We start from the raw sequence: 12,804 nt of genomic DNA, 5'->3' as shown, positions 1-12,804 counted from the left end.
GCATGTTTTTTAAGAAACCAATAAATTTTCCATTAAGCACCGTTTTTTGTGCTGGAAAATATCCAAGGCTTAGATGCCTTTACCGGCTGAATCTATCATTTGCATCCTTATGGCCTATGGAAACGTCATACTTCCTCTCCATGATTTCATCAATTTTATGACGTTTGATTCCGCTCAGGCGGTCGATAGATCCCAGATCATGCCCGTGCCCATGCAGGCGCCAGATGCCCTGTTTGGTGCCTAGTCTGAGTTCATAGCCACTGGCTAGAACGTGCTCGATGAACTGCTCAGGTGTTCGCGTCGACGCCCATTTCCGCATCAACGATCTCACCTTCGGCAGCGACAGGTCCTCCTCGACGCCAGCAGCACGCGCTTTGCGTTTGATGACTTGATGACCGGTGCTCGTGTAGCTGCTCTCAGCTCTGAAGCTCTTCCAGTCACTGCGGTCCATGCCACTGACCTCAGCCGCATTCTCGAGGGAATCCTGGTATCTGGATAGATCGAGATCTGGCTGTTCACGTGAAAGGGCGTCGAAGACCTCGCGATTGAAGCGTCCAAGGGTGATTTCGTGGCCAGTTTGCAGCTCGGCGAGGCGTGAGAGCTTCTCATTCCTCATGTGTGTGAACTTGGAATCGAGCACCCGGCCGATGTTCGTGTCCACCTCGGGGATCGCAAAATGATAGTGGTATTCGAAGCCTTGACTGCCCTCGCGAGGCTTCTTGTGAACCACAGCGGTGATGCGATCTTTCATATTTTTAGTGACGCCATATTCCTGGCAGACGTTATCCAGGATCTGCGTCAGCTCGGGCCCACCCAGCTTCTCACCTGGGGCAACAATGACATGTCGAACAGAGAAGGCTCGCCCAGCAAGTTTTGCAGCGATGCCCATTAACTGGATCTCAGCCTGCGTGCCTTGAAGCCAGCTCACCTTCTCATTCTCACCTTCGGCCGCGAAATATGCTGCGATGGCGCCGGTATCAGAAACAGGAATGCGAGAGCTTTTTATGATCATTCAAGAAGCTCTCCTAGGATCCTAGCATAGAGCGCCTGCACATCCTTGATGGTCGCTTCGAGCTGTCGGAAGTGGTTTTCATCGATCTGATCTGCGTTGCGCGCGGTATGCACCTGAGCCATCGCCTGGTTAAGGTTGTTGCCAACAGCTCCAAGCTGGCCAGTAAAGCGGATGGCGCCCCTGCCCTCCTTAGTCAGCTTGTGGTTGGATCCGCGCCTCGGCCTCGGCAGTACCCGTTCGGTTTCCGACCCCAGAGACTGTGAAATTAGAAAGCGTGCATAGGCTGTGGGCGCGACATCGCTTCGACGGGCAGCTGCAACAAGGCGTGCATAGAGATCATCATCGAGTCTGAGACCCAATTGATTACTCATTTGTCTGCTCTCACTGCTGCTCATGCTAGCTCTCCTCTATGGTGGTGATGGGAAGCATCACGGGGGTCAACGGGGGCACAGCCCCCTTGCCAGGATGTTGTGGACCGGCGCGTAGCGGCGGGTAGCAACACAACTGGCTGTCAAAATAGAGAGCTAATCACCAACCATTTCGGAATCGTTAATCTCACCTTTGCAAGGAAGCATTCCGATGCATGTCAGGGAGCCAATAAGGCACCTCAGGAGACCTATTCGAGGAATAGATGATGGGTGCCATATCCATGAAAATAGCGCTCCCCCATCGGAAAATATGGCATGGGGCAGAGAGTTCATGAAGCGATTGGTGCCAACAGCTATCGACGCTAACCTACAGGGAACCTAAGGGAAAAACTTGTGCCTGCCTTAAAGTCATAAGTGTGCGACCCGTGGAGTTGCATGACCATCCCTTTAATGATTTTGGTGCCCATTCCTGAGTGACCCGTGTTGGGATCAAACCCAGGTCCGTTGTCAGCGATGATCAGTTCAGCTGTGTCTTCCGTCAAAAGCTTGAGACATATGCGGATCTCAGCATTTGACTTGTCTATAATGGCATATTTCAAAGAGTTGGTGACAACTTCATTGATCAGCATGGCTAGAGAGGTAGCCTGATCGTGGCTGATTGGGATCTGATCGACGTCAAGGTTCAAACGCGCGGGCGAGCCATGTGCTTTAAAGATATTTTCCGTCACTGAGGCGATAAATGCTGGCGCGTCCAGAGCAGCATATTTGTCGTAGTTGTACATATGCTCATGTACAGTAGCCATCGCCGCTAGGCGCAATTTGAAATTGGTCTCCACTTCGGGGGAAAGTTTCTGCATGCCTACAAGGGCTTGCATCGCTTGCATGTTGTTTTTAACTCTATGGTGGATCTCGCGAAACAGCATTTTATTTGCCTCGAACGACGCTTCCAGCTTTTCATTTTTCACAACATCCCGCCTAAGAAGGCTGATGACCCAAAAGGCGCATGCGGCAAGCGCGAGAATGGATGGAATGACGATCGCGAGGAAAACCCGGACACGTCGCCAAAATCGCTCCAACGCTTCACTATAGCCCATCGAAGCGATGGCGATGAGCTCAGCTTCGGGAAGAGTCTGATATCCTATAAACCGTTTCTCGCCATCTACAGGAGACTCGCTAATATAGGTGCCTGCGTTTGAATTGGGCAGGTGGTCTTGGAATAGTACATGTTGACTAAGGTCCACCGGGCCATCCACAGGTGGATACCGGGCCACCAGCATGCCATCACTGCGCAGAATAGCCAGTGTCGATCCTGCCCCTAGGTCGAGAGAGTCTAGCAACTCCCCCAATAGAGCAGCATCGAACGAAATTATTGCAACGCCTATGAAGATACCCTCTCGCTCAAGACGTCGGCTGAACGTGAATATCGGACTGCCATTGATGCGACTGGTGAGAAGCGAAGAAGTGAAGAACTGTTGTCCTGAGGCGGGGCGCGTAAAATATTCTCTGTCGCGAACATCAATGTTTGGGGCGTCGGGGTCGGTCGTATAGAGGGTTTGGCCGTCAGCGGTAACAATGTAGGCTTTGGCGGTGCTGGGCAGGCCTTCCAGCGCGGCCCGAACGCTGGTCAAAGTCGCAGGGGTGTCAGGTTCAACATCGGGTCCAAGGGCGACGTCCATCTGGCGCAGCGCTTGCCTGGCCACCTCAACAATCCAACCGGTGTTGATCTTTACTGCCTTGGCGGCGGCCGTCACTGAACTCTCTGCTCTATCTCGGGCAGCGTTGAAGCCTTGATAGATGAGCGCCCCTACGATGCTGGAATACACTAGGAAGGTGACTACAATGAAGATGGTTGCAGCGCGAGCTGAACCAACAATCGCTCTGGTTACCATGTAAATTCTTTCCCGGACTGGCCCTATCTGAGGCTATAGTGCTCAGATAACAGCTTGGATCTAGGAGTTTTCCCGCCGAAGTCTATGCGGATCAATCATTGTGTCCCGATGATGAAGTCTGGTGGGAACAGCGGATGGTGATTGTACAACCGCCAAGTTTCGGTCTTACAAATTGGAACCAAACGGCCTGCGCTTAGTTGAGGTCGGTTATCCAGACAGGTTTGAGAATGAGCTGTAGAACAATTTTGTTAGTTGAGGATGAAGCGCTCATTCTAATGGACATTGAAGCCGCCCTTATTGAGGAGGGGTTTCAGGTCGTGACGGCTATGAATGGGATAAAAGCCTCGGAGACCTTCGAAGCTGATCCGACGCGCATTGATGGGGTCGTGACCGACATAAGCCTCGGCAAAGGCCCAAACGGGTGGTGCCTCGCTAGGCAGATTAGGCAGCAGATGCCGGAGATGCCGATCGTATATATGACTGGGGACAGCGCCCATGAGTGGGAGGCTATGGGCGTTCCAAAGAGCGTACTGATACCAAAACCATTCGTTCATGCTCAAGTTATTACAGCGTTGGCCACGCTTATGAACCACTCCAATCAAGCCTAGCTCCAATCTTTGCGCAAGAGTCCAACAGAAGAGGCTCCGGGCATTCCCTGCGATGTGCGTGAAAGGCAGGGCTGGGTCGTTCCCATAGGACAAGTTTTCCTAGCTCCCTAGGATCCTATCATCCTAGAACAGGCGCAATTACCCACTTCTAAGCGTCAGGGAACCATCCTTGATAACCGCGTCATCATAGGATCCTATAAAACGCTATGCGGACCAAGAAACACATCGCGCTCTCTCCTGAAGTGCAGCAGCTTGTCGAGCTCTGCAAAACAGAGATGTTGGCCTCAGAGGTGTGGTTGTTTGGGAGCCGTGCTCGAGGTGATCACACCCCGGATAGTGATTTCGACCTGCTCGCTGTGGTGTCTGATGATGCTCCAGAAGACATCGACAGCCCACATGCTGCCTTCAGGCTACGCCGGAGGTCAGGCGCTCATGCAGACCTACTGACAGCGCGCCAAAGCGATTTTGACGGGGCCAAGGTCGTGCCGACCTTGTTTGCACACACAATCGTCACAGAGGGCGTCCGACTTGATGATCGCCGTCCTCTCCCATTGAGGTAGATTTCTTCTTGGGGTGCTTCGTCATTTGCGGCCAAAGGGCTCCACACTGACTGCATATGGCTCGACGCTCGAATTCATGCCTATCTATGTCGGCTGGCATCGCACCTCGTCTGATCGTCACCCTATGATCACAACTCCAGCACCTCACCTCAATATGCGTTGTTTGGCCGTCAAACAATAGATCCGACGCCTCAGGCGGCAAACCCGGCCTCAGTTCGGAGTAAAAGCTGCTCCACCTGACCTCGACCAAAATGGCTGTCCAACAGATCCTGAGGTGCATGCATGTCTAATAACGGATGCGGCCGTGACAGCCACTCCCGGGCACGATCTTCTGATGTCAGCACACGCGCGGCCATCTCGATCACCTGATCTCTAGTCATCACAACCTCCTCCTAGGATCCTAGAACCCTATCACTGACACGCGTGTCACAAAATTATAGCCATAAAAATATGTGATTTTAGGCAGTTTGTGACAGTGTGACAGCTATGACAATTAAAAAGCGTACATTCTATTCGGCGAAGCGGGGCTCTCACTAATCCCGAAGCCAATCACCGGGCCACTTCAGCTTGCAGGTATTCCCGCACACGCTCGATTGCAGGTAAGCCACCGTCGATCATAAAATCCAATGCAGATTGGCCTGAGAACATCGGATCTGAATTAGGTCTCTGAATCCAGTCGTTGCATCGAGAGCCAACAAAAATGGTGCGGAGAGCTGCATGAATGCCGAGCAGGGTGCCCGCCCTCTGCCCCTGGTCATCAGCGATGTACTCATCGTTCACGCCAGACCGGATCCGCTCCCAGGATTCCTTGGAAACACTGAGAAGTGCTGAGGATTGCTCATCGGCAAGGTCCCAGCTCGCAAACAGTTTTGGAAGGGCCCGCAGAAGCGCATGCTTCTCTTCTGATGTCACTTTCATATTCCTAGCATCCTGCCAGAGGACGGATTTAACGAACTATGTGGCTGATCCTTAGGATTTTCCAGTGGGAACCGGCATTCGGATGAGGCCGATACCGTGCTAGATGTAGAGCATACCTGTCTCAGCAGATTGCTGTAATTCACGCACGCCCTAATGTTCTACGCCCACACCCGCAACTAGTGTGGAAAAAGGACGCCCTCTTGAAATCCCCCATTTTTATGAAAACCTGGGGCCTGCATTGATGTAATGCGGACACGACCTTCGTGAAGAGGCCTCTGATCACATCGCGCTAGCTGGATTACCTGTATTTAGATCATCATCTTGTTCTGAGATGTATTCGCGGAAATCGGCCACGTCGGATGCGGCATGTTCATCAGCCGAGCCGCAGTGGAGATTGCCTGTCGTTAACCCATATACGCAAATCTCATCACCGATGCGATAGAACTCCTCGTCCTTTTCGTTGTAAGCCCAAAATTCCTCAATGCTCTCATCCTCGGTAAGCAGATCTTGAACCGCATCATCGATCTGAGAGGCCGCAATATTATTCTCTTCGATATCACAACCTGCCAGCATGGCCTCCAGGAGTTCTTGGGGGGAGGATGGCTCCGCATGTTCATGTGCGCTGAACTGGGAAATATTTAGTGTTTTCATAGGTCTGCTCATATTTTATATTTGAAAATATACAATATATGTACTGACCATGCAACTTACCGAAGTGTAAAGAATGACCACCCTTAACTCCGTTTTAATGCGTGAGCGAAATCCTTGATGTATTAAGCACCCGCATGAGCGGTGTTAACATGTCAGCATGTTAACACCGGAGGACACCCGATCATGACTGAGACCGAACTGATGGAGCTGTGCACCAAGGTCATGGGCTCTCCGGAACTCGCCGAGGAGTGGATGTCGTCGACGGCGATGGCGCTGGATAACAGGCGCCCGGCGGACCTTATGGAGACCCAGTCCGGCCGTGATGAGGTGGAGATCCTGTTGATGCAGATCGAGCACGGCGTCTACATCTGACGGTTGACCAGCATCCTAGATCTGGCGATGATCGTCGCATGAACGCGATTCTGCATACCAGCCGAATATCCTGAACTCTCAGGATACCCACTATTTTGTGGGAGGCAGCATGGGTATGCGGTCGGGCATTATATCCCCGAGGCGCCAGATAAGCGTGAGCGAGAGGGTTCGAGTCCCTCGCCTCCTACCATTCAATATAGATGTAGACCGCACCTGTATCATGGGAGGAGGAAGCATGAACAAAAATCGGGATGAGAACAGAAAACATCAGCGCGAGATCCACCGTCGTGCGCAGGCTGGTGAACTTCCTTTGCCGGAAAGCATTCGCTGGATCCGAGAAGGCTTTGGAATGACACCGGAGTATTTCTGTAGATGTTTCGGTCTTACTCTAGAGCAGCTCGAGGTTCTCGAAAGTGGCGCCGCAAATGATGCACTTGATGCTCTAAGGAAGGTCGCCAAACCTTTTCGGTTTCACATCAGCTACGCGCCGGAGAACCGGCCAGATTAGTGCTTTAGGCAGGCACCGTCGGCACTATCGAGAGCATCGCTGTAGCTGCCACGAAGTCACCAAGATCGCCCTCGAACATCATATTTTCACCGCGCACATCAGCGACCAAAGGTTTCTCAGCAATAAATATCCATCCTTTCCCCGCGAGCACGACAGTGAACTCCACCAGGTGGACATCAAGCACGTTTGCCAGCACACCAACCAGCTCAGGAGAGCTCCCCTGCCCTTCCGGGAGGCTGATGCCGCCTAGGTGGGTAACCAGATCGCTGTAACGGCCCTCCAGCCACTTTTTCATAGGCTTGTGGAGCACCCTTCTGAGGACGTCTGGCAGGTTCTCAGCAGTCACGTTCTCGGCCGCTGCCAACTTCATATGCCCACTTGAGAAAGGCAGCCGCGTAGACCGCTGGAACTCCCTCGAGACCCGCAGAGTTCGCCGAAATTCCGAGTTGCTGGGGACCAGCATTTCATCACCAATTTGGTTCTCAATCCAATGGTCGATGCAGTCACGGAGAGGTAAAACAGATGTCATTTTCGGGTCCCTCGAGAAACCCTAGCATCCTATATTGCTAGGATGCTAGGATGCTAGGACTTTACACTATGAATTATGATGACGGCGCCGCGCCCGCCTCCTCGATCTCCCGAGACCATCGGCTCATCAGCTCTTCTGCGCCCTTGCCTGCGATGCATGCAGCCAGAACCTCCCTGCCCCGGTCTCCGATGGTGATCCGGCGGAGTGGCTCCTCGTGGCGGCACTCCCCGTACGACGTCAGTTTCCCAGAATCCACAACCTGAGCGGGCGCATAGGTATTGATGATGTGACCAGGATCACTCCAGTCTGACCAACTGCCATCCTGGTTCTCGTTGTTATCATGGACGTACTCGATCAGCCATTGCGTGGCCTCCCACTGCTCCACTGCATCTTGGTCGCTATATGCATGTGATCCTTCACCTCGGGCGTTCAGTTTCGTCGTCATAATTTCTCCTGTTGATGCCGAAATCGGCAGGCCGCCTACTCGGCGGAGAACAGGTCGCATGTGTGGTCTACTACAAAATCATATATGAATGCGATTATTGGAGAGTTAACCAGAGCTACACTTTGATTCTATCAATCCGCGCTTGAATTACTAGTATCCTATAACCCTATGATGCTAGGACCATAGGATCATAGGATACTATCATATTCTATTGGGAGGAGGGCGGGTGCATATTACATCAGCTGGGCATCATGGTCCGAATTTTGCTTTCACCATCTCAAATCCAGCCTCGATGACGTCCGCTGGCGCAACATCGTGATCGAGGGCCCATCGCTTGATATCACGCCCGAGACCTTCACTGACGCGAAAGTTCATCTGCTCGGTGGCCGCCCGGGTGCGCTTCTCAAGTTTGAGTGGCGCCCGATCATGTCGGCTTGCAGCCGGTGATGGGTCGAGATCTCCAACACGTTCTGCGGCATCATCGATCAGTCCGGTCGTGTTCAATTTCTTCTTAGCCATATTATTGCTCTCCTCTGGTTATCTGCGCCACTTCTCTGGTGAGCAGGATCATATCTCTAGCCGCATCACTGCTTGGTGCGTATTCGATTGCTGTTTGGGCTGCGTAAGTGCTGTCTTGGTGAGCTGCCAGGCTGCGTAATGGTCGCAGGACCGTGTGCCCGTTGCGCCGAGCCATATCCTCGAGGTCAGCTAGCACCTGTTTGTGCAGCGAACGGCGGCCGTCGTACTCATTCATGACTACAGAAAATGGCACACCGATCTGTCGCGCAATTCGCATAGTCTTCGGCAACACCTGGACATCATTGGCGCCAGCGCGTGTGGGCATGACTGCAAAATCAGCGACAGATAGAGCAGTCCGTAGATTCAATTCGCCTGAGTGTTCCGGGGGCGTGTCGATGACAAACCAGTCGACACCATCCTTTTCCGCCTGCTCAATGAGGCCAGGAAGCTGTTCGATGCGACCTACTGCAAGCTCAGGTTTGGCTACATTCTCAGCCTGTCGGCGTTCTACCCAACGGGACGTGGTACCTTGCTGATCTGCATCATAAATTCGAGTTCGGCCTTCTAGACCGGCCGCGAGTGCCTGTGAAATAGTGCTCTTACCCACACCGCCTTTTTGATGGACCACCGAAATTACTATCATATTTTGCCCTCTACCTGCGGATTACTAGCGTCCTATTGCCCTAGGATCATATTACTCTAGCGTCCTATCATCCTAGGATATGGCTCGCAAAGGTTAATTTCTGTAACCGTCGGTGAGGAGGTGAAGAGAAGATTTGATGTCGATACAATCGAACACGATCAACAGGCCAGTATCTGTAGCGTCCACCGACATATGGCCCCATACCAGAACGAATGGCAGCTCCTAGGCCAGATTTCCAGATGTTGAGCATTGCGCCGATGTGGGTTTTGGCAGTCAGTTTCTTAGCGAACACCTCCAACAGCTTCGCTCCAGTGGCGTGATACCCGCGCATCTGAGAGGGATTGATATTCCCACGCAGATAGGGTTTATGCAGCCCTAATAACGTTAGGACCCCGGTGAAAGCCCGGGTGGCTCTTCCGGCCGCTGATCCGCCGGACAACCCTGAAAATTCCCAAAATATAATGCCGACCGTCTTGTGAAGGGCGATCTGGCACAGGGTACTGGATTGCTCATATGATCTCAATTTCTGACTACCGACAGCAATGGTTTGGCAACATTCGTGGCGATGTGCTTGCGGGTATCGTCGTCGCGCTGGCGCTGATCCCCGAAGCCATCGCATTCTCTATCATCGCAGGCGTAGACCCCAAGGTGGGTCTTTACGCCTCCTTTTCCATAGCCGTTCTCATAGCCTTTACAGGCGGACGGCCAGGCATGATTTCGGCGGCGACTGCCGCCACAGCCGTTCTGTTGATTACGCTCGTGAAGGATCACGGGCTCGAGTATCTTTTGGCTGCAACCGTGTTTGCAGGCCTCTTGCAGATAGGGGCGGGACTTTTGAAGCTCGGGCGTTTCATGCGCTATGTATCAAAATCGGTAATGACCGGTTTCGTGAATGCGCTGGCGATCTTGATCTTTATGGCGCAACTCCCCGAGTTGAACCTGGGCAATCCAGGCGTCACCTGGCTCACCTATGTCCTTGTGGCCGCAGGCCTCGCGATCATCTATCTTTTTCCACGTATCACCACCACGATCCCGTCCCCGCTGGTCACGATCATCGTGCTGACCTTGGCCGTTCTGGCGATGGGATGGGAGGTTCGGACGGTAGGCGACATGGGCGCACTGCCTGATACGCTACCCTTCTTCCTGATCCCGGATGTGCCGCTAACCATCGAGACGCTACTGATCATTTTTCCCTACTCCGCCGCCGTTGCGGTGGTCGGACTGTTGGAAAGCCTGATGACACAGAACATCGTTGATGATCTGACTGACACGAAATCCAGCCGCGATCAGGAATGCATCGGGCAGGGCATCGCGAACACCGCGACCGGGTTCATTGGCGGTATGGCGGGTTGTGCGATGATCGGACAGTCGATCATCAACGTGAAATCTGGCGGCCGGGGCCGACTCTCAGCATTCTCCGCTGGCGTCGTACTCCTGATCCTCGTCGTGGGGCTGGGTGACCTTGTTGCCCGGATTCCGATGCCTGCACTGGTGGCCATCATGATCATGGTGTCGATCGGCACCTTCTCCTGGTCCTCGATCAAGGCGCTGACGGTCCATCCACGCTCCTCCTCGATCGTGATGATCGCAACTGTCGTCACCGTGGTCTACACACACAACCTCGCCATCGGCGTTTTGGTAGGGGTACTGCTGTCGGGCATCTTCTTCGCAGGTAAGATCGCGCAGCTTTTCCGTATCACCTCGACCCTATCAGCTGATGGCCGTCAACGGACCTACGTGCTCGAAGGCCAGCTTTTCTATGGGTCGGCTGAAGATTTCGCGGATGCCTTCGATTTCCGCGAGGCGCTTGATCATGTCACCATCGACGTGAGCAGGGCCCATATCTGGGACATTAGTTCCGTTCAGGCGCTGGACATGGCAATTTTGAAGTTCCGCCGAGAAGGTTCAGAAGTCGAGGTTGTCGGTATGAACCACGCAACGGAAACGCTCGTCGATAAGCTTGCGATACATGACAAGCCCGGCGCGATGGACAAGTTGATGGGACACTGAGGGAGGAACACCATGGACAAAATACTGACACTACTGGACGGGTCGGCCTATTCCGAAAGCGTCTGCCACCACACCGCTTGGATCGCAAAGAAGCTCAATGGCAGCGTGATAGCCATGCATGTATTAGGCCGCCGCGAGGGCGCTGCATCTACGGATCTTTCGGGGACACTAAGCCTGGGTGCCAGGACCGCGCTCCTGGATGAACTTTCTGCCATGGACGAGCAGCGCGCCAAACTTGCCCGAGCGAAGGGTCATGCCATTCTGGAAGATGCGAAAGCGATCCTTGAACAAGCCGGGATCCCGAAGGTGGATATGCGTTTGCGAAAAGGCGACCTTCTGGAATCGGTTCGCGAGCTTGAAAGCGATATTCGCGCAATCACTATCGGCAAGCGGGGCGAAGGCGCGGATTTCGCCTCTGGTCACTTGGGGTCGAACCTGGAGAGGATCGTGCGCACCTCCAAGGTACCAGTGTTTGTGGCATCACGAGAGTTTCGACACATTTCAAAAGTTCTTGTGGCTTATGACGGAAGCGCAAGTGCCGAGACCGCTATCGATCGTATGTCGACCAGCCCTGTTTTTGCTGATCTCGCCGTCAGCGTGCTCAGCGTGGCGCAAGATAGCACTCATGCCCAGAAAGTTGCTGATCAAGCTGTTTCTAAGCTTCATACGGCCAATATCACGGCATCCTCTCGCATCGCGACAGGTGAACCCGAAGACGCCCTGAACAAGCTGGTGTCTGAAGAGGGGTTCGATCTTCTGGTGATGGGGGCCTATGGGCATAGCCGGATCAGGAGCCTCATCATCGGATCAACGACCACAGCGATGGTGCAGTCCGTGAAAATACCTGTTCTGCTGTACAGGTAAGTTTGAGACGTCGGAATTGCATCGCCGTCATTCGCTGCGCTAAGCACTGAGCTCCGCTTATTCGCGACTGCGCAAGCTTCAAGCTCGGCACGGTCACTAAGGGCTCAAAGCGATGCGCTTCGAGGCTCTGAAACGCTCAACTGCACCGCGAAATGCAAAGGACGGGCACCCCTTTGTTTTTCCAGTAGGGCAGGGGGCTTAGGAGATACATTTACTGCGCTCCGATAGCTCTCTGAAGAGTCCGGATCGAGATGGAGTTGGGTCCGCCGAATAATTGCTGAATTTGCCTCCAGGATTGGCCTTCAGCTCTCCAAGTGACAATCTGCTCGCGTTGACTGGCATTGAGTGATCTGCGACGGCCGAGTTCTGCACCACGGCGCCGGGCGGCCTCAAGTCCGCTCTTCACCCGCTCCCGCAACGTTTCCCGCTCGAGTTCAGCCAGGCTCGCCATGATTGTTAACATCGTTTTTCCCATCGGGGTGCCGGTATCAAAGTTTCCCTCAAGGGTGACGAACCGGATCCCGCGATGCTGGAGATCTTCGAGCTGCTCCAACACATCGAGTGTCGACCGGCCGAGCCGGTCTAGGCGCCATACCACGAGTTCGTCACCCTCGACCAACCGAGAGAGTAGGGCATCCCGTTTCGCCAGTGATTTGGCACCGCTCATCACCTCTTGGACGATCTGCTCGCATCCTGTCTGCTGGAGAGCGTCGACTTGTAGATCGTGCCGTTGATCGGCCGTCGAAACCCTCGCATATCCGTATCTCATTCTGTCACCCTGTTTTTGCCGTTTTTTGAGCACATACAGGTTGAATCTTAAAAAGGCGACAAAAACTAGTGTTTTTGTCGGCTTACATGTGCACGTCTACAGATAAGTTCGAGATGGGCTCTACAAGGCGAAGGCTGAT

17 protein-coding genes and 1 other annotated feature are annotated in these 12,804 nt (G+C 53.4%); of the genes, 6 read left to right on the top strand and 11 right to left on the bottom strand.

Annotated elements, in window-relative coordinates; all coding sequences use genetic code 11:
- Positions 1–79 precede the first annotated feature (79 nt).
- The 3 genes from ACGYK4_RS17070 to ACGYK4_RS17060 form a co-directional block, all read right to left on the bottom strand.
- Positions 80–1,012 (bottom strand): hypothetical protein, encoded by a 933-nt coding sequence (locus tag ACGYK4_RS17070; RefSeq protein ID WP_394457522.1) that lies wholly within the window; start codon positions 1,010–1,012, stop codon positions 80–82.
- Positions 1,009–1,407 carry a hypothetical protein gene (locus ACGYK4_RS17065; RefSeq protein WP_394457521.1) on the bottom strand — a complete coding sequence of 133 codons (399 nt, stop codon included), beginning with the start codon at positions 1,405–1,407 and terminating at the stop codon, positions 1,009–1,011. Before ACGYK4_RS17065 ends, ACGYK4_RS17070 begins: the two co-directional genes overlap by 4 nt.
- Positions 1,408–1,742: 335 nt before the next feature.
- The gene (locus ACGYK4_RS17060) at positions 1,743–3,269 is read right to left on the bottom strand and encodes a sensor histidine kinase (protein WP_394457520.1); all 1,527 of its coding nucleotides are present in this window, start codon (positions 3,267–3,269) and stop codon (positions 1,743–1,745) included.
- A 227-nt stretch (positions 3,270–3,496) separates the two neighbouring features.
- On the opposite strand from ACGYK4_RS17060, the gene ACGYK4_RS17055 reads away from it, so the two are divergent.
- Both ACGYK4_RS17055 and ACGYK4_RS17050 read left to right on the top strand, forming a co-directional pair.
- Positions 3,497–3,877, top strand: a complete 381-nt coding sequence (locus tag ACGYK4_RS17055) for a response regulator (RefSeq protein WP_394457519.1) — start codon at positions 3,497–3,499, stop codon at positions 3,875–3,877.
- A 206-nt stretch (positions 3,878–4,083) separates the two neighbouring features.
- The gene (locus ACGYK4_RS17050) at positions 4,084–4,437 is read left to right on the top strand and encodes a nucleotidyltransferase domain-containing protein (protein WP_394457518.1); all 354 of its coding nucleotides are present in this window, start codon (positions 4,084–4,086) and stop codon (positions 4,435–4,437) included.
- A gap of 191 nt (positions 4,438–4,628) precedes the next feature.
- On the opposite strand, the gene ACGYK4_RS17045 is transcribed toward ACGYK4_RS17050, so the two are convergent.
- From ACGYK4_RS17045 to ACGYK4_RS17035, 3 genes are all read right to left on the bottom strand, one after another.
- Positions 4,629–4,817 carry an antitoxin Xre/MbcA/ParS toxin-binding domain-containing protein gene (locus ACGYK4_RS17045; protein ID WP_394457516.1) on the bottom strand — a complete coding sequence of 63 codons (189 nt, stop codon included), beginning with the start codon at positions 4,815–4,817 and terminating at the stop codon, positions 4,629–4,631.
- A gap of 169 nt (positions 4,818–4,986) precedes the next feature.
- Entirely contained in the window at positions 4,987–5,355 is a 369-nt protein-coding gene (locus ACGYK4_RS17040; protein ID WP_394457515.1) for a hypothetical protein, read from the bottom strand.
- Positions 5,356–5,634: 279 nt separating this feature from the next.
- Positions 5,635–6,006 (bottom strand): hypothetical protein, encoded by a 372-nt coding sequence (locus tag ACGYK4_RS17035; RefSeq protein WP_394457514.1) that lies wholly within the window; start codon positions 6,004–6,006, stop codon positions 5,635–5,637.
- A gap of 183 nt (positions 6,007–6,189) precedes the next feature.
- Here ACGYK4_RS17035 and ACGYK4_RS17030 point away from each other — a divergent pair, with 183 nt between their 5' ends.
- Both ACGYK4_RS17030 and ACGYK4_RS17025 read left to right on the top strand, forming a co-directional pair.
- The gene (locus tag ACGYK4_RS17030) at positions 6,190–6,378 is read left to right on the top strand and encodes an antitoxin Xre/MbcA/ParS toxin-binding domain-containing protein (RefSeq protein ID WP_394457513.1); all 189 of its coding nucleotides are present in this window, start codon (positions 6,190–6,192) and stop codon (positions 6,376–6,378) included.
- Positions 6,379–6,613: 235 nt separating this feature from the next.
- Positions 6,614–6,886 (top strand): helix-turn-helix domain-containing protein, encoded by a 273-nt coding sequence (locus ACGYK4_RS17025; protein WP_394457512.1) that lies wholly within the window; start codon positions 6,614–6,616, stop codon positions 6,884–6,886.
- A 4-nt stretch (positions 6,887–6,890) separates the two neighbouring features.
- Here the strand turns inward: ACGYK4_RS17025 and ACGYK4_RS17020 are convergent, their stop codons facing one another.
- The 4 genes from ACGYK4_RS17020 to ACGYK4_RS17005 form a co-directional block, all read right to left on the bottom strand.
- On the bottom strand, positions 6,891–7,256 hold the full coding sequence (locus ACGYK4_RS17020; protein ID WP_394457511.1) for a hypothetical protein: 366 nt from the start codon (positions 7,254–7,256) through the stop codon (positions 6,891–6,893).
- A gap of 232 nt (positions 7,257–7,488) precedes the next feature.
- Complete coding sequence (locus tag ACGYK4_RS17015; RefSeq protein ID WP_394457510.1) at positions 7,489–7,860, bottom strand: hypothetical protein; 372 nt, start codon at positions 7,858–7,860, stop codon at positions 7,489–7,491.
- Between the two features lie 249 nt (positions 7,861–8,109).
- On the bottom strand, positions 8,110–8,379 hold the full coding sequence (locus ACGYK4_RS17010) for a hypothetical protein (protein WP_394457509.1): 270 nt from the start codon (positions 8,377–8,379) through the stop codon (positions 8,110–8,112).
- A 1-nt stretch (position 8,380) separates the two neighbouring features.
- Positions 8,381–9,022, bottom strand: a complete 642-nt coding sequence (locus tag ACGYK4_RS17005; protein ID WP_394457508.1) for a ParA family protein — start codon at positions 9,020–9,022, stop codon at positions 8,381–8,383.
- Positions 9,023–9,406: 384 nt separating this feature from the next.
- Positions 9,407–9,463, top strand: a sequence feature (sul1 is cis-regulatory element that is thought to sense ions involved in sulfur or methionine metabolism; They are found in Alphaproteobacteria).
- 72 nt (positions 9,464–9,535) lie between these two features.
- Here ACGYK4_RS17005 and ACGYK4_RS17000 point away from each other — a divergent pair.
- Together ACGYK4_RS17000 and ACGYK4_RS16995 are read left to right on the top strand one after the other, a co-directional pair.
- A complete protein-coding gene (locus ACGYK4_RS17000; protein ID WP_394457507.1) occupies positions 9,536–11,032 on the top strand; it encodes a SulP family inorganic anion transporter in 1,497 nt (498 codons plus the stop codon).
- Positions 11,033–11,044: 12 nt separating this feature from the next.
- The gene (locus tag ACGYK4_RS16995) at positions 11,045–11,896 is read left to right on the top strand and encodes a universal stress protein (protein ID WP_394457506.1); all 852 of its coding nucleotides are present in this window, start codon (positions 11,045–11,047) and stop codon (positions 11,894–11,896) included.
- Between the two features lie 211 nt (positions 11,897–12,107).
- Here ACGYK4_RS16995 and ACGYK4_RS16990 read toward each other — a convergent pair whose 3' ends face one another.
- Positions 12,108–12,665, bottom strand: a complete 558-nt coding sequence (locus ACGYK4_RS16990; protein ID WP_394457505.1) for a recombinase family protein — start codon at positions 12,663–12,665, stop codon at positions 12,108–12,110.
- Positions 12,666–12,804 lie beyond the last annotated feature (139 nt).

The sequence above is a fragment of the Sulfitobacter sp. 1A13368 genome, from assembly GCF_043557275.1.
Classification (GTDB): Bacteria; Pseudomonadota; Alphaproteobacteria; order Rhodobacterales; family Rhodobacteraceae; genus Sulfitobacter; species Sulfitobacter faviae.
This window is presented reverse-complemented; position numbering and strand designations above follow the sequence as displayed.

Coding starts and splice junctions, on each gene's coding strand:
- ACGYK4_RS17070 (WP_394457522.1), bottom strand. CDS start 1,012: ATGATCATAAAAAGCTCTCGCATTCCTGTTTCTGATACCGGCGCCATC.
- ACGYK4_RS17065 (WP_394457521.1), bottom strand. CDS start 1,407: ATGAGCAGCAGTGAGAGCAGACAAATGAGTAATCAATTGGGTCTCAGA.
- ACGYK4_RS17060 (WP_394457520.1), bottom strand. CDS start 3,269: ATGGTAACCAGAGCGATTGTTGGTTCAGCTCGCGCTGCAACCATCTTC.
- ACGYK4_RS17055 (WP_394457519.1), top strand. CDS start 3,497: ATGAGCTGTAGAACAATTTTGTTAGTTGAGGATGAAGCGCTCATTCTA.
- ACGYK4_RS17050 (WP_394457518.1), top strand. CDS start 4,084: ATGCGGACCAAGAAACACATCGCGCTCTCTCCTGAAGTGCAGCAGCTT.
- ACGYK4_RS17045 (WP_394457516.1), bottom strand. CDS start 4,817: ATGACTAGAGATCAGGTGATCGAGATGGCCGCGCGTGTGCTGACATCA.
- ACGYK4_RS17040 (WP_394457515.1), bottom strand. CDS start 5,355: ATGAAAGTGACATCAGAAGAGAAGCATGCGCTTCTGCGGGCCCTTCCA.
- ACGYK4_RS17035 (WP_394457514.1), bottom strand. CDS start 6,006: ATGAAAACACTAAATATTTCCCAGTTCAGCGCACATGAACATGCGGAG.
- ACGYK4_RS17030 (WP_394457513.1), top strand. CDS start 6,190: ATGACTGAGACCGAACTGATGGAGCTGTGCACCAAGGTCATGGGCTCT.
- ACGYK4_RS17025 (WP_394457512.1), top strand. CDS start 6,614: ATGAACAAAAATCGGGATGAGAACAGAAAACATCAGCGCGAGATCCAC.
- ACGYK4_RS17020 (WP_394457511.1), bottom strand. CDS start 7,256: ATGAAGTTGGCAGCGGCCGAGAACGTGACTGCTGAGAACCTGCCAGAC.
- ACGYK4_RS17015 (WP_394457510.1), bottom strand. CDS start 7,860: ATGACGACGAAACTGAACGCCCGAGGTGAAGGATCACATGCATATAGC.
- ACGYK4_RS17010 (WP_394457509.1), bottom strand. CDS start 8,379: ATGGCTAAGAAGAAATTGAACACGACCGGACTGATCGATGATGCCGCA.
- ACGYK4_RS17005 (WP_394457508.1), bottom strand. CDS start 9,022: ATGATAGTAATTTCGGTGGTCCATCAAAAAGGCGGTGTGGGTAAGAGC.
- ACGYK4_RS17000 (WP_394457507.1), top strand. CDS start 9,536: ATGATCTCAATTTCTGACTACCGACAGCAATGGTTTGGCAACATTCGT.
- ACGYK4_RS16995 (WP_394457506.1), top strand. CDS start 11,045: ATGGACAAAATACTGACACTACTGGACGGGTCGGCCTATTCCGAAAGC.
- ACGYK4_RS16990 (WP_394457505.1), bottom strand. CDS start 12,665: ATGAGATACGGATATGCGAGGGTTTCGACGGCCGATCAACGGCACGAT.